Raw genomic sequence first — 15562 nt, forward strand, 5'->3', positions numbered from 1 at the left:
CATTTTTTAACATTTGGCGAAGGTGTGTCCTAATATATACGCTACAATAATCAAGAATTATCTCCTACATAAACGCCTTTATATGGATGTTATCGCATTATGCTATCACCCCAAGATCAATTGACTGAGCTGGTACGTACGCTTGAGACGCAGCAACATGTCTTTGCCACTGACCCGCTACTTATCACGGAAAAGCTGCAAGGTGAGGATGGCAAACCCATTCAAAAATTGCACCGCCGAGCCTCACGCATCGATAGTAATGGTGCGCTGGCACGAGTATTGGGCAAAATTGACGGGCGTATCAAAGGCATCATGGTGGTCATGAGCGTGGTGTGGTGTCTCTCGGGATTTTTGGGATTATTCACCTTGCTACAGACCAATGTGGTGAATTTCTTTTATGTCTTGGTTTGCTTACTGGGTTTTCATACCATTATGCTGTTAGGCTGGCTGGTGATGACCCTGATTAATCAAGGCAAGCAGTCTTCGAATTGGTTTGCCAATTTTGTCAGTCCCAGTTATCTGATACGTGGCAAGGATGATGTTACCAAGGCAGCAGTCGACTTGTACGAGCGCCAATTACAGCATAGTGGGATGCGCTGGTATTTGGGGCGCTTTAGTCATCAGTTATGGCTGGCAACGTTGACAGGCATGCTGCTGGCGATTATTTTCCTGTTGATTGTGCGTCAGTATAGCTTTAGCTGGGAGTCGACTTTACTATCCGATCAAGCGCTAATTACTTTGACACAGGTACTTGGCTGGTTACCAAGTATGGTGGGATTCGATGTGCCAAATAGCAACGCTATTGTACAGAGTCGCTTGGTGACTGATGCGATGCCATTGACTGTTGCGCGGCAATGGGCAGGCTTATTGGTTGGTAGTTTGCTGATGTACGGTATTGTACCAAGAGCGATTGCTTGGGCGTTTTGTGCATTGATGTTCCGTCGTAAAAAGATGCGTTTGGACATCAAGCAGCCTTATTATCAAAAGATTTTAAACTTTTGGCAATGTCAGGTGGTAGATGCTGATGACTTTAATGAAGTGCCCGTTCCTATTGCGCCAAAAGCTAATGTCAGCGCTGGCAAGAAGCTGGTTGCTTTGCTTGAGTATCCAGCAGAGCAGAATAACTGGTGGCTTGCAGGTCTGGATGCCAATATTAATAATAATGAGATAGAGAATTTCGGTATCGTTGATGATCGTGATGATATGGCACGTTTGAAGACGTATTTAGACAGTCATCCAGTGCAGGTCTTACTTGGTATTCATCATAAAGCCTTACCTGACCGTGGCACATTGCGTAAACTTGATCAAATCGCTGCTCACGCTAAAGATGGGCTCATCGTGCAGCTGCTGAGTGATGCAAGCGCTTTAGACTTAACCAATCAGGTTGCAGACCATCAAGATGTTCGTTATCAGCAGTGGCAAACCGCACTCTCTGCCCGCAACATTGGTCTAGTGAATACTTGATTGACTAGCCAAAATGGGATTATCAGTTACTTAAGAAATATGGTTAGTATTAATACCGGAATAGCACATAATTTGTTCTACAATAAAAGCCACTGTATGTTTTGATCATTAATAAATATAAGACGATATTATGAATAATGATAATAAAAAAGAGAATTATGAACACAATAAGCCTGCTGGTCTCTTTGCAGATAAGGCTTATGAGGCAACCCCTAATACCGTAAACAGCACTTTAAAATCAGCTGTAACTCAAGACAATCAACCTTTATCAGCTGAACCATTAACAACAACGACAAGTATGACAAGGAAAACTATCGCTAGTGGTGAGGCACTAAAGCTTGCGGTCGTTGGTCATACCAATACGGGTAAGACTTCTATATTGCGTACCCTATTGCGTGACGTCTATTTTGGTGAAGTCAAAAACGAAGCCGCAACTACCCGTCATGTAGAGCAAGCCAAATTAACAGACAGCCAAACGGGTGAAGTGTTGGTGGTATTGTATGACACACCGGGTTTAGAAGATGCGTCAGGATTGATGGATTGGTTAGAGGACAATACCGCCAGTCGGCGTGATGGCATTGAGCGTTTGCAACAGTTTTTGGCAGCAGACATTGCCCAAGGTGGTGAGGCACTAAATAGCAATGAGGACTATAGCCAAGAGGCCAAAGTAATTCGGCAGCTGTTGGCAAGTGATATGGCTATTTATGTCGTCGATGCACGTGAGCCAGTACTCGGTAAATATAAAGACGAGTTAGCTATTTTATCTTGGGCAGCGATTCCTGTCATGCCAGTATTTAATTTCACTGACGCTCAAGATGCCAATATAGATGAGTGGCAGACGATGCTAGCGCGTCGTAATTTGCATATTTCTACACGCTTTGACTCCGTGGCTTTTGAGTTTGCAGATGAAATGCGCTTATGGCAGAATTTAGCCACTATGCTTACACACTCTGAGATGCTTGAGCAGTTGATGGCACGTCGTACTGAAGACTGGGCACAGCTAAATGACGAGGCCAACATTATCATTGCGGACTTTTTGTTAAATGTCGCATCATTTGTGCGCGAGATTAGTGAAGATGACGACCCAATGCCAGTATTACAGCAAATGCAAGAAGCGGTGAGACAGAGTGAACGGGCGATGCAGAACAACTTGCTCAATTTATATAAGTTTTATGACAATGACGTAGCAGCAACGCCACTTGAGCTAAAAGCCTATCAACAAGATCCGTTCGACCCTGAGCTGCTAAAAAGTTACGGTATTCGCACCACTTCTGGCGCGGCAGCTGGCGCGTTATTGGGTCTTGGCATCGATGCTGCAGCACTTGGTACAACCTTGGGGTTGGGTGCTGCCATTGGCGGTATCGCAGGTGGGCTGTTATCTAATACCAGTAGTATTGCCGATAGAATCACTGGGGTAAAACGTTTGTATATCGATCCTGCTACGTTGACACTACTGGCCACTCGCTCGATAGATTTACTCACCGCCCTACGTCATCGTGGTCATGCAGCAACTGATGCCACGCAATTGCTGTATAAAGGTGAGAAATCCAGTATTGAACAGTCTTTAGATGACGAAAGCACCACTGTCACACCATGGCCGACACATAAATTGCCAAGTGAGCTCAAGAAAGCTCGTGGTAAACCGCAATGGTCATCACTCAGTAGTGGTAAGTCTGAACAAGCGCAGCTATTACGAGCAGATATGGCATGGTCGCTGGCTAGTAAGCTACAGTCATATAAACCTGAGTAATGATCGCCAATTTTGACTAAAGTGATAGATATGATTGTTTAAGGAGATGGGTGTAATAAAGCACTCAATGCATCAGTGCCGCGTACGTCCGTTTGTTGCAGATATATTGGGTATAGCGGATACTTGGGAAAGCTTTGCTCAATATCTTGCATTAATTGTTGTTGGCGCTCAGCACGACGCTGCCAAAAATCATCAGACTGAGTTGGTGCTATCAACTGATTAATAACGATTGCGGCTGGCATGAGCTTACTGTCTTCTAACTGCTCTATAGCTCGCTTTGTTTCAGCCAGTGGCAATACATCAGACGTCATCACTAATACAATGGCGGTTTGTGTACGGTCATGCAGTAGCAATCCTGCCTGACGAAACAGCTGCTTGCGTTTTTCTAGTACAGATACTGCTTGCTCCCAGCGATCATTCTTTTTTTCGGCAAACGGATTGGCTAAATCATTTTTGTTATTGTCTTGTTCATGACCGCCCAAATGATTTGCCACTGAGCGAAGTTTTGCTTGCCTTCGCTGCTGTGCCAGTAGCCCATCCGTCCACGCACCCATCATTTCAGGCAGCACTAATAAACGCAGTGTATGTCCCGTCGGTGCGGTATCAAAAATAATATGCTCATAGCCGGCATCTGCTGCTGCAACCAAGTGCTGGCACATAGATTCGAGCATGGCGGCTTCTTGTGCGCCAGGCGCTGATTTTGATAGCCGTAGATGCTCGCGAATTTTTGGCATCATGTCTGGATTGGCATAAGAAGTAATGGTGCGTTCAACTTGGGCAAAATGCTCATCAACGATGACGTCAGGGTTTAGTTCAATAGCATCTAGACAAGAAGTTACTGCTGTTTTTTGGTTTTTTAGTGGGACGTTTAACACATCGCCCAAGCTGTGTGCTGGATCGGTCGAGACAATCAGTGTCTTTTTGCCTTGATTAGCATAATAGCTGGCAAGTGCGGCGGCAGTAGTGGTTTTACCGACACCGCCCTTGCCACCGATAAATATAATCGGCTGCTGTGCCAGTTGCTCTACCAATGCGGGTAAAGGGTGTAATGCCATACTTGTATCTCATTTTAATGAATTCAAAGGAAACTAGCAGCAACCTACGTGGTCAAAAGGGCATCTATCCATACCCATTCTGGTATGCCATTCATGGAAGTTTTCTAAAAACAAAGGCTGCAACTCTAATGTATAAAAGCTTGCCGGATTGTCGATACCCAAGCTTTCCGCAAACATGAGTAGCATGAAAAAATCTTCTTCATCACGCGCGGCGCGTGCCATCGTTTGACGATAAGGCGCATGATAAAACTCGTTTAGCCCAGCCGCAAACCTTTGCCACCATGGCTCGATATTTTTTATGGGTTTTGTTATATCTGTGTTTTCCATAATCGCGCTTCTTTTTCGGATGCCTATTAACTATCATGCCTATACGAGACAAAAAACGCCAGCAATTGCTGCTAGCGTTTTTATCGTATTTCAGTAAGTATCAAACTAGGCATTTAACATGGCTTAGAGGTTACTTTTGCCTCTGTGTATCGACCACTCTTTTCGGAGTACCGATAGACTTTCAAACGTCACTAAAATCGTGGCTATCAAGATAATGATATCCATAATAATAAGCAGCCAATTACCATCATTGAAAAAGGTTTTTAGCTGAATCAATAACGCAAAAACCGTCATGACCAGTAAGAATGACAATGGCCCCAAGGTATACCATACTGGTCTGCCTTTACGTAACAAGATAACAGTGACAATCATCAAGGTTAAGGCTGCCATGAGCTGATTTGTCGTGCCAAATAACGGCCAAATAATCATACCACCAGCGCCATCGATGCCACCAGCACCAAAGGCTAATAACAAACAGCTACCAACAGCAAGCAATGTTGCCACCACACTTTTATTTAAAACAGGCAGTTTATAAATTTCACCAAACTCTTGGAAAATATAGCGTTGCAGACGTACCCCAGTATCCATCGTAGTACCAGCGAACAATGCTGCCATTACCGTCAGCATCGTCTGCGATAAAACCATATCAATGCCAACACCTGCATTCAATATAGTTGCACCGCCATCAATAAAGGCACCAATAGAGCCATCGCCAAATTTTTGATAAACGGCTTGCCAGTCGCCAAGGGTTGCAAAGCCTGCTGTTGCCGCAAGTATTGCACCAAGTGCTAGCATGCCCTCACCCATGGCACCGAAGTAACCAACGAATCGCACATCCTCTTCTTTATCAATCTGCTTAGATGTCGTACCCGTTGCCACCAAACCATGAAAGCCTGAAATTGCACCACAAGCAATGGTCACAAACAATAAAGGCACCATAGATGGCGTACCGATTGGCAATGCTGTGTTTATCGCTGGCGCGACAATATTCGGCGTCGCAATAAAGATGGCAGCGTATAACAAAATCAGACCGACAAATAACTGTAAGCCATTGATATAATCGCGCGGCTGCAAGAGCATCCAAACCGGTAATAAAGAAGCGATTGCCGCATAGGCGAATAAAATAATAATCCAAACAGCGTTGTCAGGTAAGCCTAAGAATGTCTCAGGTAATACGACAGGGAACATAGGACCAAGATAGATAAGCCCATATAAAGCTGTGACCCCAATGATTGATACCCAAACCAGATTCATCTTATAGCGATAAATACACTGACCGATAATAAAGGCGACTATCAAAGCCCCCCAAACAGGTAGCACAGCGGATGGGGTTTTTATCATCATATTAGCAATAGCGACGCCGAATACCGCATTTACCATGAGTAATAATAAGAAAATAACGATCATCATCAAGCTACGCACACGTGTACCCATGACAGTACCGGCAATCGAGCCAATCGATTGACCTCGATTGCGCATACTAGCCCAAATAGCTGACATATCGTGGACACCTGCCATAAAAATCGTGCCCAATACTACCCAAATGATAGCAGGTACCCAGCCCCAAATAACGGCAATGGCAGGACCAATAATCGGAGCTGCCCCTGCGACTGAAGTAAAATGATGTCCCCATAGCACGTATTTATTGGTGGGGATATAATCCACCCCATCTTTCATAGTGTGCGCTGGCGTGGGGATACTGTTATCCAATGCCAAGATTTTAGTAGCGATAAATTTTGAGTAAAACAGATAACCGCAAAGCATCGCGGCAACAGCAAACACTAGCACGATTGCACTATTCATCTTATCTCTCCTTAGACAAGTAATAGGTAGCCTTATAAGTTCAAGCTTTTTAATTTAGAATATAAAAAATATGTTAAATTAGTCGGCGACTAGTGACTTAGCGCACCTGTCCAAAGGCTGTTTATAGAAGTACTGTAGTATCATCATCCATTAATAAGGCTTTGCATTCTATCGTTAGCACATGTCACTAGTCAGCATATGGTGAGTCTTTGACTGCAACCCATTTAGATACTAACTGATTTAACGACAAATGTAACGCTGGTTAAACATGAAAAACAACAAATAAAGGAAGCACCATGGCGCATTATTTTGGGTTTGTACCTTCAGATAAATTGAAAGCATTAATCATTGACGCTGAGCAAGTGATTGCCTCAAATGAGGAGGTCGAATACTACCCATATCGTGATGCCCTGACGCATCAAACAGCACGTGATCTAATCGACAATTTGTTGATTGGATTGGTAGATATTATTCCAAACCCTGAACGTCAAGCCTCGATGCGCAAAATTGTTGGCACAGTTGAAAAAGCAACAGATACGCTGCTTAACATCTTACTCGGTAAAGAGAATAACGAAGAAGTGATGCCAAGCTTTCATTTCTTGAGAGATCGGGCGACGTTTATTGATAACGAAGGTGTAAAACGAGTGGGTTTCAAATTATCTGATGTAGATGCGCAAACCATCGAAAAAGGCTTTGCTGCTATCACACCTGAGCAAGTAGATATGAAAGTATTTAAAAAAGCGCTTGAAACCATGAATGAAGAGACATTGACTCATTTTATCAGCCGCTATGCTGAAACATTGAAGCTTGGCATGATTAAACGCAAAGCTGTCCCAGTTGCCAAAGCCGCCATTGATAAAGGCATGAGTATGGCCTTAAATAAGTTGCTACCCGACCTACCTGATCGCTCTTTAAATCGTTTAGCAAACTATTACCGCCCTTTCATCGTAGAAAAGCCAGAATAAATGCCAGTATTTGATTAATTTTGTCTCAAAACACAGATGGCATTGGGCAAATTCACTAAAATTTGCTAAAATAAGCGGCACTTTTTACCGAAGGCGCACCCGATGACCCAAATCAGCAACCAAGAAATTGAAAAAACATTACGCAACTCAGAGTGCCTTATCAGTAGCATCGAAGTAGCCGCTGCTTATGAGCGCCTTGCCGCCCAGCTCAACCTACATTATGCTGGTTTAAACCCAATCGTTATGGTTGTTATGAATGGTGGACTTATTCCAGCTGGTCAACTATTGACTCATTTGACATTCTATCATCGCATGCATTATATTCATGCATCGCGCTATCGTGATAATGCAGGCACCAATGAGCTAGATTGGAAATTCAAACCTGATGTTAGTATCGAAGGTGAGCATGTATTGCTGATTGACGATATTTTTGATGAAGGTATCACGCTAAAAACAGTTGTCGAAGAATTAAGCAAAGAAAAACCTTTATCACTTGAATGTTGTGTGTTGCTTAATAAAGAGCATGATCGTAAAGTTGAAGATTTTGATGTTGATTTTGTCGGTATCAATGTTGCAGATCGTTATGTCTATGGCTGTGGTATGGATTTCCATGGTTATTTGCGTCATCTGCCTGGCATCTATGCCATCAAAGAAGACAAAGTTTAAGTTCTACATTTGAGTTCAAAAAAAGCATCCAATTTGGATGCTTTTTTATTGCTTGGATTTTGCACTTACTGTTAATTTTGCTACTCATACAATGCCCGTATTTTTTCTGTAGGCAGTATGTTTGTATCAGTCACCACGAAGAAATAATCGAGTTGCCAATTCTGTGTCTTCTTAGCAGTATTACTGGTTGGATTATCCCAGCTAGGATACACCCTGATACCCATCTTACCTTTTGTAAAATGAGACTGAAGAATATTATGTCTAAGCAAGACATTTTTTGGAAAAACAAACTGCCCAAATGTATGGTTGTCTTTAAATGCGGTGATTACTAACAAGTCTGGTGACGAATCATATTGAAAAGGTTGATTAATACCTTTGGAATCTTTTTCCCAAAAGGTAACGAACTGCCCTACTTTGGTAGGTGTTTGTTTAGCTACTCTGAATCTAACTGTTTTGACAGCCCGTCTGTTCATTAATTCAAATGTACCAGCAGCATATTCTAGATTTTGTTGTTCTTCTTGAGTTGAAGCAATAATCAATTGGTTGGGCTTATAAATAATTTCATTAATATGCTCTAGCACAGTATCAAAGGTATACAACTCTAGTCCTCTTTTTATATTTCTGAGCATTTATCTATTAATGCTTAGAAAACTGTAATGCCAAACCTGTATGGCGCTCAGTAGGTGTTTGAACAGCCTTTTCAAAAGCAGATTTTGTACTATATATGGTTACCTGTTTCTTAGCACGGGTCACCGCCGTATAAATAAGCTCTTTGCTTAGCAATCTAGCATGACTATTATCAAAAGTAATAGCCACATGATCAAACTCAGACCCTTGTGACTTATGAATGGTCATTGCATATGCGGTGGCGATGACTTCTTCATTTAGTAAATTAACGGCAATCCCTTGTGTTTTATTTTCAAAAAACACTTCTAGTCGGCTTCTATCATCGCTAGTCTGCAAGCAGAAACCGATATCACCATTAAACAATCCTAATTCATAGTTGTTTTGTAGAACCATGACAGGACGGCCATGAAACCATGTGTTTTGGCCCAGTGGTAGCTTTAGCTCAGCAAGATGCCACTGCGTGAGATAATTATTAATATAATGATCGCCCCACTCGCCATTATGGCCAGCACTTAGAATTCTAAACTCATTAAATGTTTCCATTAGTGATGTAATCGTATTTTTTACTGATTCTGGCATGGATTTTTCTATTGGATTTTTTAGGAGTTCTTTTATTTTATTTATATACTTAATATATTTTAACGATACCTTTAGAATAATTTTTTTACTACTTAGGCTATTTCTTGTCTTATTATCTTTAAGCTCATTTGCTTGCAGCTTATTTACATACTGAAAACTCAAGGCTTCATCCTGCCTTAACAGCTGCCAGATGGCTTGAGTATCTACCTCTGCCTGATTAATTTGGTAGGCAAGCTTGCCAATACCTGATTCTGCGCTAAATCTGCGGCTTTCGGTTAACTCTGCATGAATGGGTTGTAACAGTGGAATACGGCACAAGTCAGCCAACACTGCTCCTGCATCTACCGCTGCTAGCTGGTTTGCATCGCCCAATAGTATCAGCCTTGCACCTGGTTTTACTGCACTTACGAGATAATTAGCCAACTCGACCCCGAGCATCGACGCCTCATCAACGATGATAATATCTTCGCCAAGTGGATTGTTAGTATCGTAGCGCGGTCTGCCCGTCCGACCAATACCTAACAAGCGATGGATGGTTTTAGCTTCTTGTAACTGTAGATCAATATCTGCTGTATCGAGAGCAGCTTGTAAAGATTCTTGCATGCGCTGGGCAGCCTTACCAGTCGGTGCTGCCAATGCCAGACTGGCACTGTCCGTACTGAATCTAATATTTTCAGCCCCGTATTCCCCACTCTCTGTCGCTTGTTGCAGCGCGATGACTAACTGAGCAACGGTATAGGTTTTACCTGTGCCTGGGCCACCAGTGATAATGCTAAATGCATTATTATTAGCCACATTAATAGCTGCTATCTGCTGATCGTTTAAATTTTTGGGTATTGATATATTTAGAGGAGTTATCTGTTGATTTAAAATAGTATTAATGTGCTGTGCTAAGTTAAATTCTGCTTGCCAAGAACGATGTAGCCAAAAAGTTAGTAATACTGCTGAACCTTCTGTGTTTTTGCTGTTAACTTGTTTATAAATAATAGGTTGATTTTTTTTGCTTAGGCTATTTACTTTATCGTTATTATTAATGCTACTATTAACCTCAGCGAACAAATCGTGTTCGTTAACTAGGCGTATAAAAAAACTTAAGTCCGTATTTTTTAATAATTGGTATAGCGTAGCAATCATGTCAAAACGCTTGGTTAGCACCTCTTTTTCATGGTTGCTAAGCGCCAATTGTATCCACAGCTGCTCTTTCTTATCAAATAGCGTGTCTAGCAATACGAATAGCGACCTTTCAGTTATAGAGTCATCTTCTGATTGCGTATTTAGTTTGGTATCTATCAGCGCAAAGATTGGCATTGCTAACATCTCTAACAATTGCTGCTGCCACACATATAGAGTCACTAACTCGCCACTGATACGACCTTGTTGCGGTGTTTCATTCTCAACCGATTCAATGGTCAATACAGTATGCCCCTCTTCCAAATGAGTCGCTAACATAACGAATAGAGCGGTGAATAAATTACTTTCTTCTGTTTTATCGACTTGCTTACTATCAGTATTAGCTTTTGCATCCGTTGCCTTATACGCTAAATACGTTTGCTCGCGGCGTAGCAATATATAATCACTGATGTTACTAGCCCAGCTTTGTTGTAGCCCAATTACTGCCTTGCTCTCTTTTTTATTATTACTCATAGTATGCTTGTCTCTATGTTGAAATAGTTAATCGATATCATGTTTTTTAGCATTTAATCATTACTTCTAGCCTACTAGTTGGGCATGCCAAACAACACATCTAGAGCCTTAATGAACTCAATTGGAATATCCCACGTCACTAATCCATAGCGGTCGTTGTGGATTGAGTGGCTATTATCAGCCTCTTTAACATATTGTGATAGATCATCAGCTATTTGAGAATTGGGATCATACACACCTCGTAAAAAAACATACTCCACAGCGCCTAAATACTTATCTTCATTGCCTGCATAATCATGTATTCTCATTGAAAGGAATCGATGTAAAGCTACTTGATAAATCGCTGCTTGTAGCCAGTACCCTGCCTTGGACATTGCTTGCTTAAGTGTATCTTCATTATAATCGCTTAGGCTATTTCCTAGAAAGTTGCTTTTATAATCGACAACGTAATACTTGCCAGCATTTTCGTACACTAAGTCAATTTCGCCGCGTAAATAACGATACAAATGCGCTTTGTTTTGCGGAATAAGAGTGACGTGTTTGTCCATCTCATTAGGGAGATATTGTTGGAAGAGTTTAGTGATATCCTGTACTTTAAATTTCTCTGACAACCCCATATTGAACTCTAACTCAGAAAACCGCTGACCTGCATTAAGAGAGTTTAATGGTTGATTGGAGGCCAATAGCGGCGCATGTAGCACCTCTTCAATCCAATTGATTAGTGCCTCATGCTTGGTAGCATCTATTGAAGCAAGATCAAGTGAGCTAGTATTGAATGAACCGTCATCGCCTTGCTCTTGCTTCTTCGCTTGTGATCGACGGCCTTGCTGCTCAGCGCTACTATAAACTAGAGGCAGTTGATAGCTGCTGATGGCTCTATCGATAACCTGAGACCACTGCGCTTTATTGCTGAAATCAATTTTTTCAAATATCTCATGCAAGAACGTACCCGCATTAGCACCTTTCACAAAGGTAAAGCGGATATCATCCTCTGATTTAAGATTTAACCCATCGACTTTTTCAAGAAACGCGTTACTATTAAGCAAAGGCTCAACCGACACTGAAGTGTCTGCCATATCAATGTCTATCGCATCATCAATACGCTCATCCACTATCGCCATTGTTTGTGTAGATTCATCGAGCTGACGTGCCAAAGCGGTAAAGCTGGTCTTAGCCCAACCATAAAAATAATTGGTTTTCATAACCTCTGCAAAAGGCGCATACTCAATAGTCTCTGTGGCAGGCTTATGAGCACTTGACTTGGTAAGAGCGAGCTGAACATTGTCATTTACGCCTGCTGATTTAGCATCGTTGCTTGCGTAATTCTTGTCGTAGAACTCATTGACCTTATGCCCTCTGAGCATGCCTATGGTACCTTTGAGTCTATCAGGCAGCTCAAATTTCGCTTCTGGTGATTCAAACCAATAAAACACTGGCTTTAACTCAAATCCTGTCTTATTGTTAGGATCTCGCAGCACGACATAAAGCTGCTCACTGGCGCGAGTAAAAGCCACATAACCAAGCCGTCGCAGCTCATCGAAATCTTCCCGCGTTTCGATATCGGTGTAGTAGTCGTCTGTGGTAGCAGAACCTTGTATCGGTGAGAAGCGGCGTTGATTTCCTGTTGATTGACTATCTAGTGACTGCTGTACTAATGCTGAAGGTGCTTGATCTGCGTTATATAAATACAGGCCATACTTCTCATTGGTGCCTGACTTTCTACTGGCATCACCCATACCCAATACATAAACAATAGGAAACTCAAGTCCTTTGGACTTATGAATGGTCATCAGCTGTACGCCAGACTCTGTCGGTAGCGGATATTGCTTAGCCCAATCGCTATTGGGCGCTGCATCTATATTTTGTCTAAACCAAGCCAGTAGCTCATGCTCACCCATACCTAGGCCATACTGCGCCAAGATATCCATCACATGACGCAAATCCATGATATGACGATCGCCTTCTGGATGAGCCGCTAGCGCTTGCCAAATGCCTTGCGGCTGTATGGGGTTTTTATCTAACAAGTAATGCAATGCCGACAAGATGCCAAAGTTCTGCCAACGCTGTGCGCCTTCTTTTAGATAAGTAATAAAATCTTGATAACTTTTTTTATTATCAGTAACCTCATTAACTGAGGCATCCTTCGAATTAGAATTTTTTGAATGAGAGCTTGTTTTACTACTGCCCTCAGTAATGCCTGACTCATGGTCCGTCATCATGGCTTTGATGTTTTTAATACTTAGGCCATATAAATGACTGGTCAACACCCGATTAATCATGTCATGACGATACGGATATAACATGGCACTCAGCAGCGCCGCCACATCTTCTGCCATGATGGTTTCAAAGATACTGACATCACTGGTAGTCAAGGTCGGTACATTAAGCTTAACCAACTCATCCTCAACCCGTTTTAAGTCTTTCTTAGTACGTGCCAGCACACCGATATCACTAGGCTGAATAGGCTTGCCTTTTAAAGTCTGACCACTACTAAGCAAAGTCGCAATATGACGCGCCGTGATTTCATGCTCATCGTACTCAAGCTCTTTGTCTTTATCATATGGTAAGTGTAATACGCTCACTGGCTGGGCAGAAAGCACCTCAGTCACTAAAGTAGTGCTGTGAGCGTCTGGTTCATTAAACCAAGACAGCTGATTTTCTGGTTTTGCCGCTTTGATATGCTGGTAATAAATACCTGCGCCTAATTGAGCTAATTTGTTCTCGCCAGTGGTTGCATCAGCCATGCCGAACCAACAGTTTAGGGCATTAATCACGCTCGCATTTGAGCGTCGGTTGATATCAAGCGTCCAAAGCGTGCTTTTATCAAATTGAGCTTTCATGTAGTTATAGTTAGCCACATCGCCACCACGAAACCCATAAATAGCCTGCTTAGGGTCACCAACCAATAGCAGGAACTCATGGCTGGCTTTTTTAGTAGCTGACTGTTTATCATTATCAGCAACCTTGCCCTTTTTCTTTGGCAAATAAATGCTTTCAATCATAATGGCTTGTGCGCCATTGATATCTTGCGACTCATCAATCAACGCCACAGGATAATGGTGACGAATATAACGTGCCAGTTTCTCTCCTTGCCGACCAGTTAATGCTTGGTTTAAACGTACCATTTGCAGGCTAAAGGTCGTCTCACCTCGCTCTTCCAAAATAATTGGTAGCCTGTCACGTACCGCAAGCACGATATGACGATTAAGATTGGCTAAAACAGTCACTATGTATTCGTCTAGCTTTTTACTTTCTTCGACATAGCGTTTAAAGTCACGAACGACCTGCAACTCATTAAATATCAGATTAACTCTTTCGCCATCTTTTGGTTTATAGAATTGTTTGCCTACGTCATCAGTTTTCTGAAAAGCTTGTATTAATTTTCCTGTATAAGTTTTTGCGTCTGATATAAATTTGTAAGCGGCTGGCCCAAAATCTTTTAATGCTTGAATAATTTTCGGCCAAGAGTCTCTATTATTTTGTAGCTGTCCTTTTGGAACGTCATAATACTCGCCGTCAGGTTTAAAAAAGATATCAAGCTCATCGCTGCGCTCAATGATAGTATTTATAAGCCGCTCATAGCCCTCAAACGAAAAGTCATTTACTACAATCTCATCAATTGGCGCAGAAATAAAGTTAAGCGAGCGAGTCACATATTTTTTATGATCACTCACGGCAGTCAGCTTACCTTGCTGATCCATAAGCGCATACAGTTTAGGCTGCTCATGATACAAGCGACTTTGAAACTGACGCAGCTCATCATGAATAATACTATCGGTCACCTGCTCGATACTGCTCTCTTCGATAATAGCCATACCTTGCTGATGACCTGTCTCGCTACTGTACTCCTTCAGCCATTTTTGTGCCAAGCTATCGAGCGTACCTACAAATAATTTATCCAACGTGGTTAAAACCAGTGCGGTACGCCTGATAGCTTCCGTCATTGGATAGCTGTACACGTGATCCAGCAAATAACCGACGAGATGCAGGTTAATGGGATCTTGCATGATGCCATCCAAGCGCACATATTTAGCCTGTGCTACCAACCAATCTTCACGGTCTTTTTTTGCTTGCGCACGCTTTGTGGCAGCAGCTTGCTTATCAGAGGCAAGGTCTTGGTTTAACTCATCAGCGCCTATCTCAGTATTTAAATCCGTACTTGATTGTTTGCCCTCTTGTTTATCCTTATCGCTTTCAGGCATCACCTGCAATATATTGGGATACAAAGCCTCCTTATTACTGATGTCAGCACTTAAACTGTTGACCCACTGCAATAATTGATAAAAATCCACCAAACGATCATGAATACGCTGACGCATCTCAGCGGCAGCGGCTCGCGTAAAGGTCGTGGCAATAATTTGCTCTGGCGCACGTCGTGCTTCAATTAGCAGGCGCAATACAATGCCTGTTAGCGTCCAAGTTTTACCAGTACCAGCAGACGCTTCAATCAGGTGCTTGCCCGTTAGGTCAACATCAACTGCTGGTATCACATCAGCCTTACGCTTACTCATAGGATCTGAGTGAGGCGCATCTGAGCGCTCATCGAATAAATGTGGCTGTGTAGAAAGTTCAATGATATTGGTTGGATCAGTCAAGTCTGTCATATGGGCGTATACTTTTAATTATTATTTATTAGATCAAGAGAGCAAAAATTGATTATTCTAAATGACTAGGGCGTGTCT

General features: G+C 42.3%; 10 protein-coding genes. 4 read left to right on the forward strand and 6 right to left on the reverse strand.

The annotated features are described in order from the left end of the window. The first annotated feature begins 99 nt into the window (after nucleotides 1–99). Together B2575_RS01690 and B2575_RS01695 are read left to right on the forward strand one after the other, a co-directional pair. Nucleotides 100–1464: a DUF2868 domain-containing protein gene (locus B2575_RS01690; RefSeq protein ID WP_296239936.1), complete on the forward strand. Its 1365-nt coding sequence runs from the start codon at nucleotides 100–102 to the stop codon at nucleotides 1462–1464. A gap of 130 nt (nucleotides 1465–1594) precedes the next feature. Then, nucleotides 1595–3214 carry a DUF3482 domain-containing protein gene (locus B2575_RS01695; RefSeq protein ID WP_296239937.1) on the forward strand — a complete coding sequence of 540 codons (1620 nt, stop codon included), beginning with the start codon at nucleotides 1595–1597 and terminating at the stop codon, nucleotides 3212–3214. Nucleotides 3215–3252: 38 nt separating this feature from the next. Here B2575_RS01695 and B2575_RS01700 read toward each other — a convergent pair whose 3' ends face one another. The 3 genes from B2575_RS01700 to B2575_RS01710 form a co-directional block, all read right to left on the reverse strand. Continuing rightward, complete coding sequence (locus B2575_RS01700) at nucleotides 3253–4269, reverse strand: ArsA family ATPase (protein ID WP_296239938.1); 1017 nt, start codon at nucleotides 4267–4269, stop codon at nucleotides 3253–3255. 33 nt (nucleotides 4270–4302) lie between these two features. Then, nucleotides 4303–4596 (reverse strand): cory-CC-star protein, encoded by a 294-nt coding sequence (locus B2575_RS01705; protein WP_045454674.1) that lies wholly within the window; start codon nucleotides 4594–4596, stop codon nucleotides 4303–4305. A gap of 123 nt (nucleotides 4597–4719) precedes the next feature. Further along, a complete protein-coding gene (locus tag B2575_RS01710; protein WP_055125815.1) occupies nucleotides 4720–6399 on the reverse strand; it encodes a carbon starvation CstA family protein in 1680 nt (559 codons plus the stop codon). Nucleotides 6400–6695: 296 nt separating this feature from the next. Between B2575_RS01710 and B2575_RS01715 the strand changes: the two genes are divergently transcribed. Continuing rightward, nucleotides 6696–7364 (forward strand): hypothetical protein, encoded by a 669-nt coding sequence (locus tag B2575_RS01715; protein ID WP_296239939.1) that lies wholly within the window; start codon nucleotides 6696–6698, stop codon nucleotides 7362–7364. A gap of 102 nt (nucleotides 7365–7466) precedes the next feature. Beyond that, entirely contained in the window at nucleotides 7467–8030 is a 564-nt protein-coding gene (locus tag B2575_RS01720; protein WP_045447249.1) for a hypoxanthine-guanine phosphoribosyltransferase, read from the forward strand. Between the two features lie 80 nt (nucleotides 8031–8110). Here the strand turns inward: B2575_RS01720 and B2575_RS01725 are convergent, their stop codons facing one another. The 3 genes from B2575_RS01725 to B2575_RS01735 form a co-directional block, all read right to left on the reverse strand. After that, a complete protein-coding gene (locus B2575_RS01725) occupies nucleotides 8111–8629 on the reverse strand; it encodes a MepB family protein (protein ID WP_296239940.1) in 519 nt (172 codons plus the stop codon). 37 nt (nucleotides 8630–8666) lie between these two features. After that, on the reverse strand, nucleotides 8667–10880 hold the full coding sequence (gene recD, locus B2575_RS01730; RefSeq protein WP_296239941.1) for an exodeoxyribonuclease V subunit alpha: 2214 nt from the start codon (nucleotides 10878–10880) through the stop codon (nucleotides 8667–8669). Nucleotides 10881–10954: 74 nt separating this feature from the next. Beyond that, entirely contained in the window at nucleotides 10955–15484 is a 4530-nt protein-coding gene (locus B2575_RS01735) for a UvrD-helicase domain-containing protein (RefSeq protein WP_296239942.1), read from the reverse strand. Between the last annotated feature and the right edge of the window lie 78 nt (nucleotides 15485–15562).

Origin of the sequence: Psychrobacter sp. UBA6739 (genome assembly GCF_002453835.1) — a bacterium.
GTDB classification, from domain to species: Bacteria; Pseudomonadota; Gammaproteobacteria; order Pseudomonadales; family Moraxellaceae; genus Psychrobacter; species Psychrobacter immobilis_A.

Coding starts and splice junctions, on each gene's coding strand:
- B2575_RS01700 (WP_296239938.1), bottom strand. CDS start 4,269: ATGGCATTACACCCTTTACCCGCATTGGTAGAGCAACTGGCACAGCAG.
- B2575_RS01690 (WP_296239936.1), top strand. CDS start 100: ATGCTATCACCCCAAGATCAATTGACTGAGCTGGTACGTACGCTTGAG.
- B2575_RS01710 (WP_055125815.1), bottom strand. CDS start 6,399: ATGAATAGTGCAATCGTGCTAGTGTTTGCTGTTGCCGCGATGCTTTGC.
- recD (WP_296239941.1), bottom strand. CDS start 10,880: ATGAGTAATAATAAAAAAGAGAGCAAGGCAGTAATTGGGCTACAACAA.
- B2575_RS01720 (WP_045447249.1), top strand. CDS start 7,467: ATGACCCAAATCAGCAACCAAGAAATTGAAAAAACATTACGCAACTCA.
- B2575_RS01705 (WP_045454674.1), bottom strand. CDS start 4,596: ATGGAAAACACAGATATAACAAAACCCATAAAAAATATCGAGCCATGG.
- B2575_RS01715 (WP_296239939.1), top strand. CDS start 6,696: ATGGCGCATTATTTTGGGTTTGTACCTTCAGATAAATTGAAAGCATTA.
- B2575_RS01735 (WP_296239942.1), bottom strand. CDS start 15,484: ATGACAGACTTGACTGATCCAACCAATATCATTGAACTTTCTACACAG.
- B2575_RS01695 (WP_296239937.1), top strand. CDS start 1,595: ATGAATAATGATAATAAAAAAGAGAATTATGAACACAATAAGCCTGCT.